This is a genomic window from Rubellimicrobium roseum, from assembly GCF_006152145.1.
GTDB lineage: Bacteria > Pseudomonadota > Alphaproteobacteria > Rhodobacterales > Rhodobacteraceae > Rubellimicrobium > Rubellimicrobium roseum.
Map to the genome: position 1 here is coordinate 59100 of NZ_VDFV01000013.1, position 12343 is coordinate 71442.

At 70.1% G+C, this 12343-nt stretch carries 15 protein-coding genes and 1 tRNA gene; 8 read left to right on the forward strand and 8 right to left on the reverse strand.

Going from position 1 to position 12343, the window contains the following annotated elements; translation table 11 throughout:
- The first annotated feature begins 36 nt into the window (after window positions 1-36).
- The 3 genes from FHG71_RS11250 (at window position 37) to FHG71_RS11260 (ending at window position 2546) form a co-directional block, all read left to right on the forward strand.
- Window positions 37-1698, forward strand: a complete 1662-nt coding sequence (locus FHG71_RS11250; protein WP_139081777.1) for a bifunctional metallophosphatase/5'-nucleotidase — start codon at window positions 37-39, stop codon at window positions 1696-1698.
- 54 nt (window positions 1699-1752) lie between these two features.
- Window positions 1753-2427 (forward strand): SOS response-associated peptidase, encoded by a 675-nt coding sequence (locus FHG71_RS11255; protein WP_139081817.1) that lies wholly within the window; start codon window positions 1753-1755, stop codon window positions 2425-2427.
- 45 nt (window positions 2428-2472) lie between these two features.
- Window positions 2473-2546, forward strand: a tRNA-Gly gene (locus tag FHG71_RS11260).
- A gap of 13 nt (window positions 2547-2559) precedes the next feature.
- Here the strand turns inward: FHG71_RS11260 and tspO are convergent.
- Window positions 2560-3015, reverse strand: coding sequence for a tryptophan-rich sensory protein TspO (gene tspO, locus FHG71_RS11265; protein WP_139081778.1), 456 nt, complete (start codon window positions 3013-3015; stop codon window positions 2560-2562).
- Window positions 3016-3075: 60 nt separating this feature from the next.
- On the reverse strand, window positions 3076-3933 hold the full coding sequence (locus FHG71_RS11270) for a helix-turn-helix domain-containing protein (RefSeq protein ID WP_139081779.1): 858 nt from the start codon (window positions 3931-3933) through the stop codon (window positions 3076-3078).
- A 118-nt stretch (window positions 3934-4051) separates the two neighbouring features.
- Between FHG71_RS11270 and FHG71_RS11275 the strand changes: the two genes are divergently transcribed.
- Complete coding sequence (locus tag FHG71_RS11275; protein ID WP_425467347.1) at window positions 4052-5038, forward strand: fatty acid desaturase; 987 nt, start codon at window positions 4052-4054, stop codon at window positions 5036-5038.
- Here FHG71_RS11275 and FHG71_RS11280 read toward each other — a convergent pair.
- Window positions 4955-5371: a DUF983 domain-containing protein gene (locus FHG71_RS11280; RefSeq protein WP_139081781.1), complete on the reverse strand. Its 417-nt coding sequence runs from the start codon at window positions 5369-5371 to the stop codon at window positions 4955-4957. The two genes, FHG71_RS11275 and FHG71_RS11280, sit on opposite strands and share 84 nt — an antisense overlap.
- Before the next feature lie 199 nt (window positions 5372-5570).
- Between FHG71_RS11280 and FHG71_RS11285 the strand changes: the two genes are divergently transcribed.
- The 4 genes from FHG71_RS11285 (at window position 5571) to FHG71_RS11300 (ending at window position 7642) form a co-directional block, all read left to right on the forward strand.
- Window positions 5571-6143: an EF-hand domain-containing protein gene (locus FHG71_RS11285; protein WP_176559387.1), complete on the forward strand. Its 573-nt coding sequence runs from the start codon at window positions 5571-5573 to the stop codon at window positions 6141-6143.
- A 71-nt stretch (window positions 6144-6214) separates the two neighbouring features.
- The gene (locus FHG71_RS11290) at window positions 6215-6820 is read left to right on the forward strand and encodes an RNA polymerase sigma factor (RefSeq protein WP_425467348.1); all 606 of its coding nucleotides are present in this window, start codon (window positions 6215-6217) and stop codon (window positions 6818-6820) included.
- Window positions 6813-7154 carry a hypothetical protein gene (locus FHG71_RS11295; RefSeq protein ID WP_246045427.1) on the forward strand — a complete coding sequence of 114 codons (342 nt, stop codon included), beginning with the start codon at window positions 6813-6815 and terminating at the stop codon, window positions 7152-7154. The genes FHG71_RS11290 and FHG71_RS11295 overlap by 8 nt, the downstream gene beginning before the upstream one ends.
- A 5-nt stretch (window positions 7155-7159) precedes the next feature.
- On the forward strand, window positions 7160-7642 hold the full coding sequence (locus tag FHG71_RS11300; RefSeq protein WP_176559388.1) for a periplasmic heavy metal sensor: 483 nt from the start codon (window positions 7160-7162) through the stop codon (window positions 7640-7642).
- Here FHG71_RS11300 and ppk2 read toward each other — a convergent pair.
- The 5 genes from ppk2 to FHG71_RS11325 form a co-directional block, all read right to left on the reverse strand.
- A complete protein-coding gene (gene ppk2 / locus FHG71_RS11305; RefSeq protein ID WP_176559389.1) occupies window positions 7639-8556 on the reverse strand; it encodes a polyphosphate kinase 2 in 918 nt (305 codons plus the stop codon). The two genes, FHG71_RS11300 and ppk2, sit on opposite strands and share 4 nt — an antisense overlap.
- 71 nt (window positions 8557-8627) lie before the next feature.
- Window positions 8628-9554, reverse strand: coding sequence for an ornithine carbamoyltransferase (argF, locus tag FHG71_RS11310; protein ID WP_139081785.1), 927 nt, complete (start codon window positions 9552-9554; stop codon window positions 8628-8630).
- Window positions 9555-9611: 57 nt separating this feature from the next.
- Complete coding sequence (locus FHG71_RS11315) at window positions 9612-10790, reverse strand: aspartate aminotransferase family protein (protein ID WP_139081786.1); 1179 nt, start codon at window positions 10788-10790, stop codon at window positions 9612-9614.
- 177 nt (window positions 10791-10967) lie between these two features.
- Entirely contained in the window at window positions 10968-11405 is a 438-nt protein-coding gene (dtd, locus tag FHG71_RS11320; protein ID WP_139081787.1) for a D-aminoacyl-tRNA deacylase, read from the reverse strand.
- Window positions 11402-12322 (reverse strand): carbohydrate kinase family protein, encoded by a 921-nt coding sequence (locus FHG71_RS11325; protein ID WP_139081788.1) that lies wholly within the window; start codon window positions 12320-12322, stop codon window positions 11402-11404. The genes dtd and FHG71_RS11325 overlap by 4 nt, the downstream gene beginning before the upstream one ends.
- Window positions 12323-12343 lie beyond the last annotated feature (21 nt).

Below are 12343 nucleotides of genomic sequence, written 5' to 3' on the forward strand. Positions count from 1 at the left end.
CTAGATCCTGGCCCAAGACCAACAGGGGAGACTTCGATGCGACTATTGTGCACCGCGGGCGCGCTTGCGCTGACGGCTTCGGGCGCTTGGGCGGACTTCACGCTCACCATCCTGCACACCAACGACTTCCACGACCGGTTCGAGCCGATCAACGCCACGGACTCGGCCTGTAACGAGGAGCAGGCGGCGGCGAACGAATGCTTCGGCGGGATCGCGCGGCTCATCACCGCCGTCGCCGAGGCGCGCGAGCGCAACGAGAACACGATCCTTCTGGACGCGGGCGACCAGTTCCAGGGCTCGCTGCTCTACACGCAATACAAGGGCGACATGTCGGCCGAGTTCATGCCGCAACTGGGCTACGACGCCATGGCGGTCGGCAACCACGAGTTCGATGACGGCCCCGCCGTCCTGGGCGAGTTCATCGACGGCGTGGGCCTGCCCGTCCTGTCCGCCAACATCGATCCTTCGCAGGAGCCCGCCCTGGCGGGCAAGATCGGCAAGTCTACCGTGATCGAGGTGGGCGGGGAGCGGGTCGGGATCGTCGGCCTGACGACGCTGGACACGCCCGAGATCGCGGCGCCGGGGCCGAACGTCAATTTCGTGCCCTACGACGCCGCGCAGGAGGAGATCGACGCCCTGACGGAGCAGGGGGTGAGCAAGATCGTCCTTCTGTCCCATGCCGGCTTTGCCGAGGATCAGCAGCTTGCGGAGACCCTGACGGGGGTGGACGTGATCGTGGGCGGGCATTCGCACACGCTCCTGTCCAACACCGAGGAGGGCGCCGAGGGGCCCTATCCGACGATGGTCAACGACGTGCCGATCGCGCAGGCGCGGTCCTACGGCAAGTACCTGGGCGAGCTGACGGTCACCTTTGACGACGAAGGCAACGTCCTTTCGGCCGAGGGCGATCCGATCCTGCTCGACGCATCTGTGGCCGAGGACGAGGCCGCGAAGGCGCGTGTGGCCGAACTGGCCGCGCCGCTCGAGGAGTTGCGCGCGCAGGTCGTGGCCGAGGCCGCCGAGGCCATCGACGGCGAGCGCGAGTCCTGCCGCGCCGTGGAATGCGAGATGGGCAACCTCGTGGCCGAGGCGATGCTGGCGCGCGTGGCCGACCAGGGCGTCACCATCGCCATTGCCAATGGCGGGGGGCTGCGGGCGTCCATCGACCAGGGCCCGGTGACCATGGGCGAGGTGCTGACGGTGCTGCCGTTCCAGAACACGCTTTCGACGTTCCAGACGGACGGGCAGACGATCATCGACGCGCTGGAAAACGGCGCGAGCCAGATCGAGGAGCAGGGCGGCCGCTTCGCGCAGGTGGCCGGGCTCATGTACAGCATCGATCTGTCGCAGCCCGCTGGCAGCCGCGTGTCGGACGTGATGGTGCTGCTGGGCGGCGACGCCTGGGCGCCCATCGACCCCGCGGCGACCTACGGTGTGGTCACGAACAACTACGTCCGCACCGGCGGCGATGGTTATGCGATGTTCGTGGACGCCGAGAACGCCTACGACTTCGGGCCCGACCTCGCGGACGTGACGGCCGAGTACCTGGCGGCGAACCAGCCCTACACGCCCTTCGTGGACGGCCGGATCACGGTCCTCGGCGCCGCCGCGCCCGCCGCCGAGAAGGCTGCGCCCGCCGAGGCCGCCCCGGCCGAGGGGGCGACCGAGGCCGCCCCGGCGGAGGCGGCCACGCCCTAAAGGTCCGCTCGGGCGCCCTTGCCTTGCGCGGGCGGGGGCGCCACCTTGCCGGTCATGTGCGGACGCATGGTCATGACGCTGCCCCATGACGCCATGGCGCAGCTTTTCGCGGCATCCCCGGCCAACGATATGCCGGAGGTGCCCAATTACAATGTCTGCCCGACGCAGGCGATCGCCGTCTGCACGGCCGAGGAGGGGCGACGGCTTTATCGCCCGATGCGCTGGGGGCTGATCCCGCACTGGTACAAGGCGCCGAACGACGGACCGCTGCTCATCAACGCGCGCTCCGAGACGGTGGCCGAGAAACCCGCGTTCCGGACAGCGATTCGCGAGCGGCGATGTCTCGTGCCCGCGACGGGCTTTTACGAATGGGACCGGAGCGACCCCAAGAAGCCGTTGCCGTGGTTCGTCACGCGGGCGGACGGGCGGCCCATGGTCTTCGCCGCGCTCTGGCAGGACTGGGGGCAAGGGGAGGAGCGCATCTCCACCTGCGCGGTGGTGACCTGCGACGCGAACGCCGACCTGTCGCGCATCCATCACCGCCTGCCGGTGATCCTGGAGCCGGAGGACTGGGCGCTGTGGCTGGGCGAGGAGGGCAAGGGCGCGGCGCGGCTCATGCGGCCCATCGCCGAGGGCGCGCTGACGCTGGTGCGCGTGGGGACCGAGATCAACTCGTCCCGGGCGACGGGCGAGGGGCTGATCGTGCCTGTGCCGCTGAACCCGGCCTGATGGGCTTGCGCCCGCCTGCCGGCTCAGCCTATATCAACCCCGAGCGCGGCTATGGTGTAGTGGTAGCGCCTCAGCCTTCCAAGCTGATGGGGTGGGTTCGATTCCCACTAGCCGCTCCAAATCTCGACAGGTTCACCGTTTTGACGGGTTCAGGCGCACGAGCGCCGCGTTGAGAGCGGCGGCGACGCTGACCCAGGCAAGGTAGGGCAGGAAGAGGATGCCCGCGAGCGTCGAGACGTTCCAATGGGCGATGGTGGCGCCCAGGACGGCCAGCCACAGGAGCCCGATGACCCCCAGGCCGAGCCGCAGCCGGTGCTGGCCGAAGACTGTGGGGGTCCAGAGCGTGTTGGCCGCGATCTGGAGCGCCCAGAAGGCCAGCGCCGTCGTCGCGCCTGGGCCTCCGATGGCTGCGACCCGGGCGCCGGCGATGGCCATGAAGAGGTAGAGCGTCGTCCAGACCACCGGGAAAGCCCAGTTGGGCGGGGTCCACGATGGCTTGTCGAGGCGCTTGTACCACTCGCCTGTCGGGAAAAGATAGCCGGTCATCCCCGCGCAAAGACAGGCGAGGAGGAAGACGAGGAATAGCATTGGGTGCCCCCTGTGGCCGCAGGCCGAGCTTGCCCGACCGGGCGCGGCCCCACAAGCGGCCTAGAGTCCGGCCAGGAGCGTCGCTAGGTAGCGGGGGAAGTCGCGTGAGGGGACGGCGGCCTCGCGCACCAGCGCGTCGAAGTGGCGGCTGATGGCCTGCACGCGCTCGGTGTCGCGGAAGGCGAGATAGTGGTGGCCGAGGTAGATCACCGCGAGCAAGGGCCCGAAGACGGTGATCGGCGCCGAGAAGACCCTGTGCCCGTCGTAGAGATGCACCCGCAGCGTCGGGTAGAGCTGCTCGTGCAGCGCGGCCATCCGGAGGAGCTGGGCCCGGCGGTCCTCGACGGACAGGCCCGCATAATAGCCTTCGCCACGGGCGAAGCTGTCGAGCTCGTGAAGCGGCAGGGCGATCTCGTAGTCTGAGCGTGCGCCCCGCATCCAGTCGAGGCGGTCGCGGCTCGCGCCGATGGCCTGCTCGGTGGTGCGGCCGAGCGAAGGTTCGGACTCCCAGCGCAGGATCTCGGGAGTCTTGAGCATGTCGGGCAGGCCCGTGGGGACGTGGCGGATCTTGTAGCCCGCGGCCTCGCGATGCCAGGCGAAGATCCGGTCGTCCACAAGGGCGCGGGGCGCCTCGGTCATGGTGAGCGCGGCGGCGACGAGGTCGGCCGCAGGCTCGCGCCGGTCCGACAGGCCCAGCAGCCAGTCGGCCGACACCTTGAGGGCGCCCGCGCATTCGGCGGCGACCTGGGCGTTGGGAAGACGCACGCCATCGGGTGCCAGAAGTTGCGAAACCGTCGAGCGGTCGACCCGCACGGCGCGGGCGAGGTCGGCCTGAGTCATCCCGGCCTGGGTCATGCCGGCGAGCAGGCGTTCCCGGAACAGGGTGGCGCGCTGCCGCTTGTCGAGGTTTCGAGACATCGGTGAGGAAACACAACAAAGTTGCATCCATGTTGCGCATAAGCCGGCTGCACGCGTCAAGCTTTTGCCGGCATTCAGACGTTCATGGGCTGAAGGGACCACGTCGGCCCCAGGAACAATGGACATGACGAAGATGACGTCGGGGGTCGAATGGCCGACCCTCGGGATGCTGGCGGCGTGCTACGTTGCTTGGGGGGCGGCGGTGTTCTCGCTGCCCGGAGTCTCGCTCTGGCTCGCGGTGCCGGTCGCGGCCTGGGCCATCGCCCAGCACTCCTCGCTTCAGCACGAGATGATCCACGGGCACCCGTTCCGCGATCCGCGCCTGAACACGGCGCTGGTCTTTCCGGCGCTGACACTGGTCGTGCCCTACCTGCGGTTCCGCGACACACATCTGGCGCATCACCACGACGCCAACCTGACCGACCCCTACGACGACCCGGAGTCGAACTATCTGGCCGAGCGGGACTGGAACCAAATGCCGGGTTGGCTGCGGTTCGTGCTGAGGGTCAACAACACGCTGGCGGGGCGGCTCCTGATCGGGCCGGTGGTGGGGCAGGTCTTCTGGATGTCGTCCGACTGGCGTGCGGCGCGGGACGGCGACTGGCGGGTCATCGCGGGCTGGCTCTGGCACCTTCCGGCCATGGCCGCCGTGCTGGCGCTGGTGCTGGCCTCGCCCATGCCACTCTGGGCCTACGCGGTCGCGGCCTATGGGGGGCTGTCGCTCCTCAAGATCCGCACCTTCCTGGAGCATCAGGCGCACGAGAAGGCGCGGGGGCGGACGGTCATCATCGAGGACCGGGGGCCGCTCGCGCTCCTCTTCCTCAACAACAACCTGCATGTGGTCCACCACATGCACCCGCGCGTTCCGTGGTATCGGCTGCCCCGGCTCTACCGGGCCAATCCCCAGCGCTACCTGGGGGTCAACGGCGGCTACAGCTACCGATCCTATGCCGAAATTTTCGCCCGCTATCTGTGGCGCGCGAAGGACCCGGTGCCGCATCCGCTCCTGCGGCGCGAGCGCTCAGTCGCGCCCGCCGAAGCCGTGCATGCGGTGCGCCCACTGGTAGCCCACGATCGCGCCCTTGAAGCGTGGCAGCAGCCATAGCGACAGGCCCACGGCAAAGACCGTCAGGACCGTCGCGAACACCAGCGGCTCGGGCCGGAAGGTCACCCAGACGAAGTGCATGACGAAGGCCAGCAGATGCCCCACGAGCAGGATCGTGAGGTAGGCCGGGCCGTCGTCGGCGCGATGGTGCTTGAGCACCTCGCCGCAGGACGCGCAGCTGTCCGTCACCTTGAGATATCCGTCGAACAGGTGCCCCTCGCCGCAGTTGGGGCAGCGGCGCAGGAGGCCGCGCCGCAGGGCGGGCCAGGTGGGCCGTTCGTCGGGGTCAGCGATGGCGGGAGCGGCCAGGGCCGCCGGGGCGTGATCGTCCATGACGGACCTCGTGTGCAAGAAGTTGCCCGATGATGTGGACCCCTCCCGCTGGATTGGAAAGGGGGAGCGGGACCGTTGCGGCGCCATGTCGCTTCCGCGGTGCCTGTCGCCGAAGGCTGCGACGGAAGTTCCGGGCCACGCCGTTCAAGCCCCAGATCCGGACGCGATGCGCTGCGGATGCAGATGGGAAAGGACCCGAATGATGAGACACACCATGCTGATGGCGGGACTTCTGGCCGGGCTGGTCGGGACGATGGCGCTGGCGCAGACCACCACGCCCGAGCCCGACACATCGGCGACGGCCGAGGCGCCGCCGATGCCGCCCATGGCGGAAGGGAACGGTCCGGGCCGGGGCTTTGGTCGCGGCGACAGGATGGGACCGCTGGGCCTTGCGCCGCTCGAGACCTATGACACTGACGGCGACGGGATCGTCACGCAGCCCGAGATCGAGGCGCGCAAGGCCGAGCGCTTCGGGCAGGCCGATGCCGACAGGAACGGCGCGCTCTCGCCCGAGGAGCTGATCGCCCTTGAGGACCAGATCCGGCAGGAGATGCGACTGGCCCGCGCGACCCGCGCCGTGGAGCGCATGGACGACAACGGGGACGGCCTGCTCCAGGCCGAGGAGATCGAGGCGCGAAGCCCGAGGCTGGCGCCGATCTTCGACCGGCTGGACGCGGACGGCGACCGCGGCATCTCGCTCGAGGAGATCGAGGCCGGGCGACCGGGGCGCGGCGAAGGCCGGGGCGGCCGAGGCCATGGGCACGGCGGCTGAGCGCCTGATGGGCTCCGGGTCGGCACAGGCCGGCCCGGGGCGCCCTTGCCATGCTGGACGCCGGGCCACCGATGACCGACAAGCTGCGGGCGATGGACGCCGAGCCTTCCCCGCCCCACGATCCCGACGGCGCGCTCCTGGTGGCCTATGCCAACGGAGACGCGGGCGCCGCGCGCGAACTCGTGGCCCGGCTGGCGCCGCGCGTGCTGGGGCAGGCCATGCGGATGCTGGGCGACCGGGCCGAGGCCGAGGACGTGACGCAGGAGGTGCTCCTGCGGCTCTGGCGCGTGGCGCCCGACTGGCGGCAGGGCGAGGCACGGGTGGGAACCTGGCTGTTTCGCGTGACGGCCAATCTCTGCACGGACCGGCTGCGGAAACGGCGGCGGTCGGTAGCGATCGAAGACGTGCCCGAGCCGCCGGACTCCGCGCCCTCGGCCGGGGACCGGATGCAGGGCGAGGCGCGGCTGCATGCGCTGTCCGAGGCCCTGGGGCAATTGCCCGAGCGGCAGGCCCAGGCAGTGGCGCTGCGGCATCTGGAGGGGCTGTCGAACCCGGAGATCGCCATGGTGATGGAGGTCGGAGTCGAGGCGGTCGAGTCCCTGACCGCGCGGGGCAAGCGGGCCCTGGCGGCGCTGCTGAAGGGACGCAAGGCGGAGCTGGGCTATGGCGATGACTGACGAAGACGAGCTGGAGATGATTTTCGCCCAGGCGCGCGGCCTGCGGCCCGAGCCCGACGACGACCTGATGGCGCGGCTCATGGCCGATGCCCTGCGAGAGATGCCGGGGACGGTCGTCGCGGCGCCCCGGCCGAAGCCGGGCTGGCGCGACTGGATGCGGGCGTTGGGCGGCTGGCCCGCGCTGGGCGGGCTTGCAGCTGCCACGGTCGCGGGCTTCTGGATCGGCCTGACCGCGCCCGCGGGCGTCTCGGCGCTCGCGCCTGGGCTTTGGGGCGAGGACGTCAGCGTCGCCCTGGGCGTGGACGAGGATCTTCTGAGCCTGCTGGAGGGCTGACCGACGTGACCGACACCGCCGCCTCTCCCCGTCCCGGCCTGTCGCGCCCGCTGCGCTGGCTGCTCGTGGTCTCGCTCGGGCTGAACCTGCTCGTGGCAGGGCTGGCCGTGGGTGCGCTGCTCCATGGCGACGGACCGCATGGCCGCCCGCGTCCCGTGGAACTGGCGTTGGGGCCGATGTCCCGCGCCTTGGAGGAGGAGGATCGCAGGGCGGTCCTGGAAGCGCTGGACCGATCCGGTGTGCTCGCGCGTCACGGCCGCCGCGCGCGCGAGGCGGAGATGGCCGGGATGCTGGCAGCGATCCGGCGCGAGCCCTTCGACCCGGTAGCCCTGGCCGAGGCCATGGACCGCCTGCGGGCGGGCCGCGCCGAGATCGAGGCCGCCGTGCAGGCCGCCGTGATGGAGCGCATCGCCGGTATGGAACCCGTGCAGCGCGCGGCCTTCGCGGACCGGATCGAGCAGGGACGCGGCCGGGGCGGGCGGAACTAGCGGTCCCGACGGATGCGCGTCAGGGGGTGGAGCGCGGTCGACAGGATCGCAGGGTGCCGCTCGACCACCGCCTCGGCCTGGCCCACGATGCGCGGATCGGGCGCGATCGCCACCGACGGGTCCTTGCCGGGGTAGTCGAGGCCATGGAGGAAATGGCGCAGGCACTCGATCCGGGCGCGTTTCTTGTCGTCGGACTTGACCACCGTCCAGGGCGCGTCGGCGGTGTCGGTGTAGAAGAACATCGCCTCCTTGGCCTCGGTGTAGTCGTCCCAGCGGTCGAGCGAGGCCTTGTCGATGGGCGACAACTTCCAGCGCTTGAGCGGATCGGTCTCGCGCGCGACGAAGCGGCGGCGCTGCTCCCCCTGGCTGACCGAAAACCAGAACTTCGTCAGACGAATGCCCGAGCGGACGAGCATCCGTTCGAGCTCGGGGGCTTCGCGCATGAATTCTAGGTATTCCTCGGGCCTGCAGAAACCCATGACACGTTCGACGCCGGCGCGGTTGTACCAGGAGCGGTCGTAAAAGACCATTTCCCCCCGAGTGGGCAGGTGGGCGATGTAGCGCTGGAAGAACCACTGGCCCTTCTCGCGCTCGTCTGGCTTGGTCAGCGCGACCACGCGGGCGTAGCGGGGGTTCAGGTGCTCCATGAAGCGCTTGATGGTGCCGCCCTTGCCGGCGGCGTCGCGCCCTTCGAAGAGGATGACGAACTTCTGGCCCGTGTCCTGCGCCCAGATCTGGACCTTGAGCAGCTCGGCCTGGAGCGGCTGGAGGAGCGCCTCGTAGGCGCGGGTGCCCATCGGCGTGAGCCGGCCCTCATGCGCGGCGGGACGGGGAGTCGCGACCGGGGTCGTGGGCTCCGTTCCGGTCGTGGATGGCGGCTCGGTGGGCGCAGGCGCCAAGGCGGCGTCGGTCATCGCGGTCTCCGCAGTTGGATGCCGCTAGCATGACGGTTCCGTGACGCCCCGCCTTGACCTGGGTCAAGCCATCAGACGCCGAGGCACCAGCGCATGACGGCCTTCTGGGCGTGGAGGCGGTTCTCGGCCTCGTCCCAGATCACCGACTGCGGGCCGTCCATGACGGCGCTCGTCACCTCGTCCTCGCGATGGGCGGGGAGGCAGTGCATGAACAGGGCGTCGGGCCTGGCGGCGGCCATCAGGCGCTCGTTCACCTGGTAAGGGCGGAGCTGGTTGTGCCGCCGCTCCTTGGCCGACTGGGGGTCGTGCATGGAAACCCAGGTGTCGGTGACCACGAGGTCGGCGCCCGCCACGGCGGCGAAGGGGTCGCGCATCACCTGCGCGTCGCGGCCCTTGGAGCGGGCGAAGTCGAGATGCGCCCGCTCGGGGTCCAGCGTCTCGGGGCCGGTGAAGGTGATGTCGAAGCCGAACTGCCCGGCCGCCTGCGCCCAGGAAGCGAAGACGTTGTTGCCGTCGCCCGACCAGACGACCTTGCGGCCGCCGATGGGGCCGCGATGCTCCTCGTAGGTCATGACGTCGGCCATGATCTGGCAGGGATGAGTGCGGTTCGTCAGGCCGTTGATGACGGGCACGGTCGCGTATTCCGCCATCTCAAGGAGCGTGGCCTCCTCGAAGGTGCGGATCATGATGAGGTCGACGTAGCGGCTCAGAACCCTCGCCGTGTCAGCAATCGTCTCGCCGTGGCCGAGCTGCATGTCGGCGCCCGACAGGACCATCGTCTCCCCGCCCATCTGGCGCACGCCCACGTCGAAGCTGACGCGGGTGCGGGTCGAGGGCTTCTCGAAGATCAGCGCGACCATGTGGCCCTTGAGCGGCTGGGCGTCGTCGGGCGCGCCCTTGGGGCGGCCGTTGCGCGCCTGCTTCATGGCATGGGCGTGGTCGATCATGGCCCGCAGGTCGGCGGGCGTCGTCTTGTCGATGTCGAGGAAGTGGTTCATTGCGGGGCTCGTTGCGGGAGTCACCGGGGGCTGTCGGCCCCCGATTTCCGAAAGGGATCAGGCGGCGTTCAGGGCGCTTGCGGCGGCATCGAGACGTCGCACGGCCTCGGCGATGTCCGCGTCAGGGATGTTGAGCGGGGGCAGGAGGCGCACGACGTTGTCGGCTGCGGGGACGGTGAGAAGGCCCTCGGCATAGCCCGCCTTGACCACATCGGCGGGCACGACCTTGCACCTGAGGCCAAGCATCAGGCCCGATCCGCGCACGCCTTCGAAAAGGTTGGGATGCGAGGCCACGAGACCTTCGAGACCCTGCCGGAACAGAGCACCCTTGCGGCGGACCTCTGACAGGAAGGCGTCGTCGGCCACGATCTCCATGACCTTCGCGCCCACCGCGCAGGCGAGCGGGTTGCCGCCGTAGGTCGAGCCGTGGGTGCCGGCGGTCATGGCGGCGGCCGCCTTCTCGGTGGCGAGCACCGCGCCGAGGGGGAAGCCGCCGCCGATGCCCTTGGCCACCATCATGATGTCGGGCGTCACGCCCGCCCATTCATGGGCGAAGAGACGGCCCGTCCGGCCCATGCCGCACTGCACCTCGTCGAGGATCATCAGGACGCCGGTCTGGTCGCAGAGGTCGCGCAACCCCTTGAGGCAGACGTCCGGCAGGGGCCGGATGCCGCCCTCGCCCTGGATGGGCTCGATCATGACCGCGCCCACGTCGGGCTCGCGGATGGCGCGGTCCAGCGCCTCGTGGTCGCCCCAGGCGAGCTGGGTGAATCCGGGCAGGAGGGGGCCGAAGCCCTTGGTCATCTTCTCGGAGCCCGCGGCGGCGATGGCGGCCGAGGAGCGGCCGTGGAAGGCACCCTCGAAAGTCAGGATGCGGGTGCGGTCGGGCCGGCCCGCGTCGTGCCAGTGCTTGCGCGCCATCTTGACGGCAAGCTCGGCGGCCTCGGTCCCCGAGTTGGTGAAGAAGACCGTGTCGGCGAAGGTCCTGTCCACCAGCATCTCGGCCAGCCGCTCCTGCTCGGGGATGCGGTAAAGGTTCGAGAGGTGCCAGACCTTGTGGGCCTGTGCCGTCAGCGCCTCGGTGAGTTGCGGGTTGGCGTGGCCCAGCGCATTCACGGCGATCCCGGCGCCCAGGTCGAGGTATCGGCGGCCGTCATCCGAGACGAGCCAGGCGCCTTCACCGCGCTCGAAGGTGAGGGGCGCGCGGTTGTAGGTGGGCAGGACGGCAGGGATCATGGGCAATACCCCGGGAAAGGATGGGCCCTTCGATGCAGGAGGGCCGGATGGGTGTCAACGGGAAGGACGAGCGGGAGCGGGCCCCGGAACGGGGGCCGGAACGGTCAGCGTCGGCGTCGGATCGCGGGGCTCGGGCTCATAAGCGGGCCATAAGACGTCGGACCCGCTCACGCAAGGTCAAACCTCGACCCAGATCGTGACGGGGCCATCGTTGACGAGGCTCACCTTCATGTCGGCGCCGAAGCGTCCGCGCGCGGTCGGGATGCCCAGGGCTTCTATCTCGGCGGCGAACAGCTCGTAAAGCCGCTCGCCATCGGCCGGGGGCGCGGCCGTGGAAAAGCCGGGGCGGTTGCCCCGAGACGTGTCGGCAGCCAGCGTGAACTGGCTCACCACCAGCGCAGCGCCGTCCGTGTCCTTGAGCGAGCGGTTCATCTTGCCCGCCTCGTCCTTGAAGATGCGGAGCTTGGACAGCTTTTCGGCCAAGATGCGCGGCTTGGAATCATCGTCGCCCCCCATGGCGCAGACAAGGATCAGGAGGCCGGGGCCGATCTCGCCCAGGGTCTCGCCGTCCACGCGGACGGCAGCCTCGGACACGCGCTGGACAAGCGCCCTCACAGTTCGTGCGCCCAGGGCGGGTTCGCGCCGGGGCGGCTGACCGTGACGGCGGCGGCGCGGACGCCGAGCGACAGCGCGTCGCGCAGGGCCGCCTCGGGCAGCGTGCGGAGCGCCGCCTTAGAAAGCAGCCCCGCCTTCCAGAGCGCGGTCAGGAGCCCCGCGTTGAAGGTGTCGCCCGCGCCGACGGTGTCGGCCACCGTCACCTTGGGTGCAGGGACATGGACGTAACCCGCGGGGGTGTGGCCGGTTGCGCCGCGCGCGCCTTCGGTGATGCAGACGAGGCTCGGCCCCATGTCGATGATCCGGCGCGCCTGGTCGTGACTGTCGCCCGGACCCATGAGCCAGTGCAGGTCCTCGTCCGACAGCTTCACGATGTCGGCGCGCGCGAGCATCCGGTCGATGCGGGCGCGGTAGCCCGCCTCGTCGGTGATGAAGGACGGGCGAATATTGGGGTCCACCATGGTCACGCGAACCGCGGATTCCCGGGCCTGGAGCGCCTCGTAGGCCTGGGCTGCGGGCTCGCCCACGAGGGAGATGCCGCCAAAGAACAGGGCCTGCGTCGCCGCGCCGAGAACCGGCAGGTCGGCGGGCGAGAGCATCCGGCCGGCGGTGTTCTCGTCGTAGAAGGTGTAGGTCGCGTGGCCATCGGTCAGGCGCACGAAGGCCAGCGTGGTCGGCCGCGGCGAGACATGGGCGGGCGAGGTGTCCACGCGCGAATCGGCCAGCACCTGCCGCAGGAGGTCGCCGAAGAGGTCGGAGGAGAGCCCGGAGAAGAACCCGGACGGCGCGCCCAGCCGGCCGATGGCGATGGCGGTGTTGAAGACGGCGCCGCCCGCATAGGGGGCGAAGGCGGCTTCGCCCGCCGGAGTGGTGCGGGGCAGCATGTCGATCAGCGCCTCGCCGCAGGACAGGATCATGGGTCTCCTCCGCTTCGTTCC

Bases quoted from the DNA above. Each gene is read 5' to 3' on its own strand.
- FHG71_RS11250 (WP_139081777.1), top strand. From the start codon at position 37: ATGCGACTATTGTGCACCGCGGGCGCGCTTGCGCTGACGGCTTCGGGC.
- FHG71_RS11255 (WP_139081817.1), top strand. From the start codon at position 1,753: ATGTGCGGACGCATGGTCATGACGCTGCCCCATGACGCCATGGCGCAG.
- tspO (WP_139081778.1), bottom strand. From the start codon at position 3,015: ATGCTATTCCTCGTCTTCCTCCTCGCCTGTCTTTGCGCGGGGATGACC.
- FHG71_RS11270 (WP_139081779.1), bottom strand. From the start codon at position 3,933: ATGTCTCGAAACCTCGACAAGCGGCAGCGCGCCACCCTGTTCCGGGAA.
- FHG71_RS11275 (WP_425467347.1), top strand. From the start codon at position 4,052: ATGGACATGACGAAGATGACGTCGGGGGTCGAATGGCCGACCCTCGGG.
- FHG71_RS11280 (WP_139081781.1), bottom strand. From the start codon at position 5,371: ATGGACGATCACGCCCCGGCGGCCCTGGCCGCTCCCGCCATCGCTGAC.
- FHG71_RS11285 (WP_176559387.1), top strand. From the start codon at position 5,571: ATGATGAGACACACCATGCTGATGGCGGGACTTCTGGCCGGGCTGGTC.
- FHG71_RS11290 (WP_425467348.1), top strand. From the start codon at position 6,215: ATGACCGACAAGCTGCGGGCGATGGACGCCGAGCCTTCCCCGCCCCAC.
- FHG71_RS11295 (WP_246045427.1), top strand. From the start codon at position 6,813: ATGACTGACGAAGACGAGCTGGAGATGATTTTCGCCCAGGCGCGCGGC.
- ppk2 (WP_176559389.1), bottom strand. From the start codon at position 8,556: ATGACCGACGCCGCCTTGGCGCCTGCGCCCACCGAGCCGCCATCCACG.
- argF (WP_139081785.1), bottom strand. From the start codon at position 9,554: ATGAACCACTTCCTCGACATCGACAAGACGACGCCCGCCGACCTGCGG.
- FHG71_RS11315 (WP_139081786.1), bottom strand. From the start codon at position 10,790: ATGATCCCTGCCGTCCTGCCCACCTACAACCGCGCGCCCCTCACCTTC.
- FHG71_RS11325 (WP_139081788.1), bottom strand. From the start codon at position 12,322: ATGATCCTGTCCTGCGGCGAGGCGCTGATCGACATGCTGCCCCGCACC.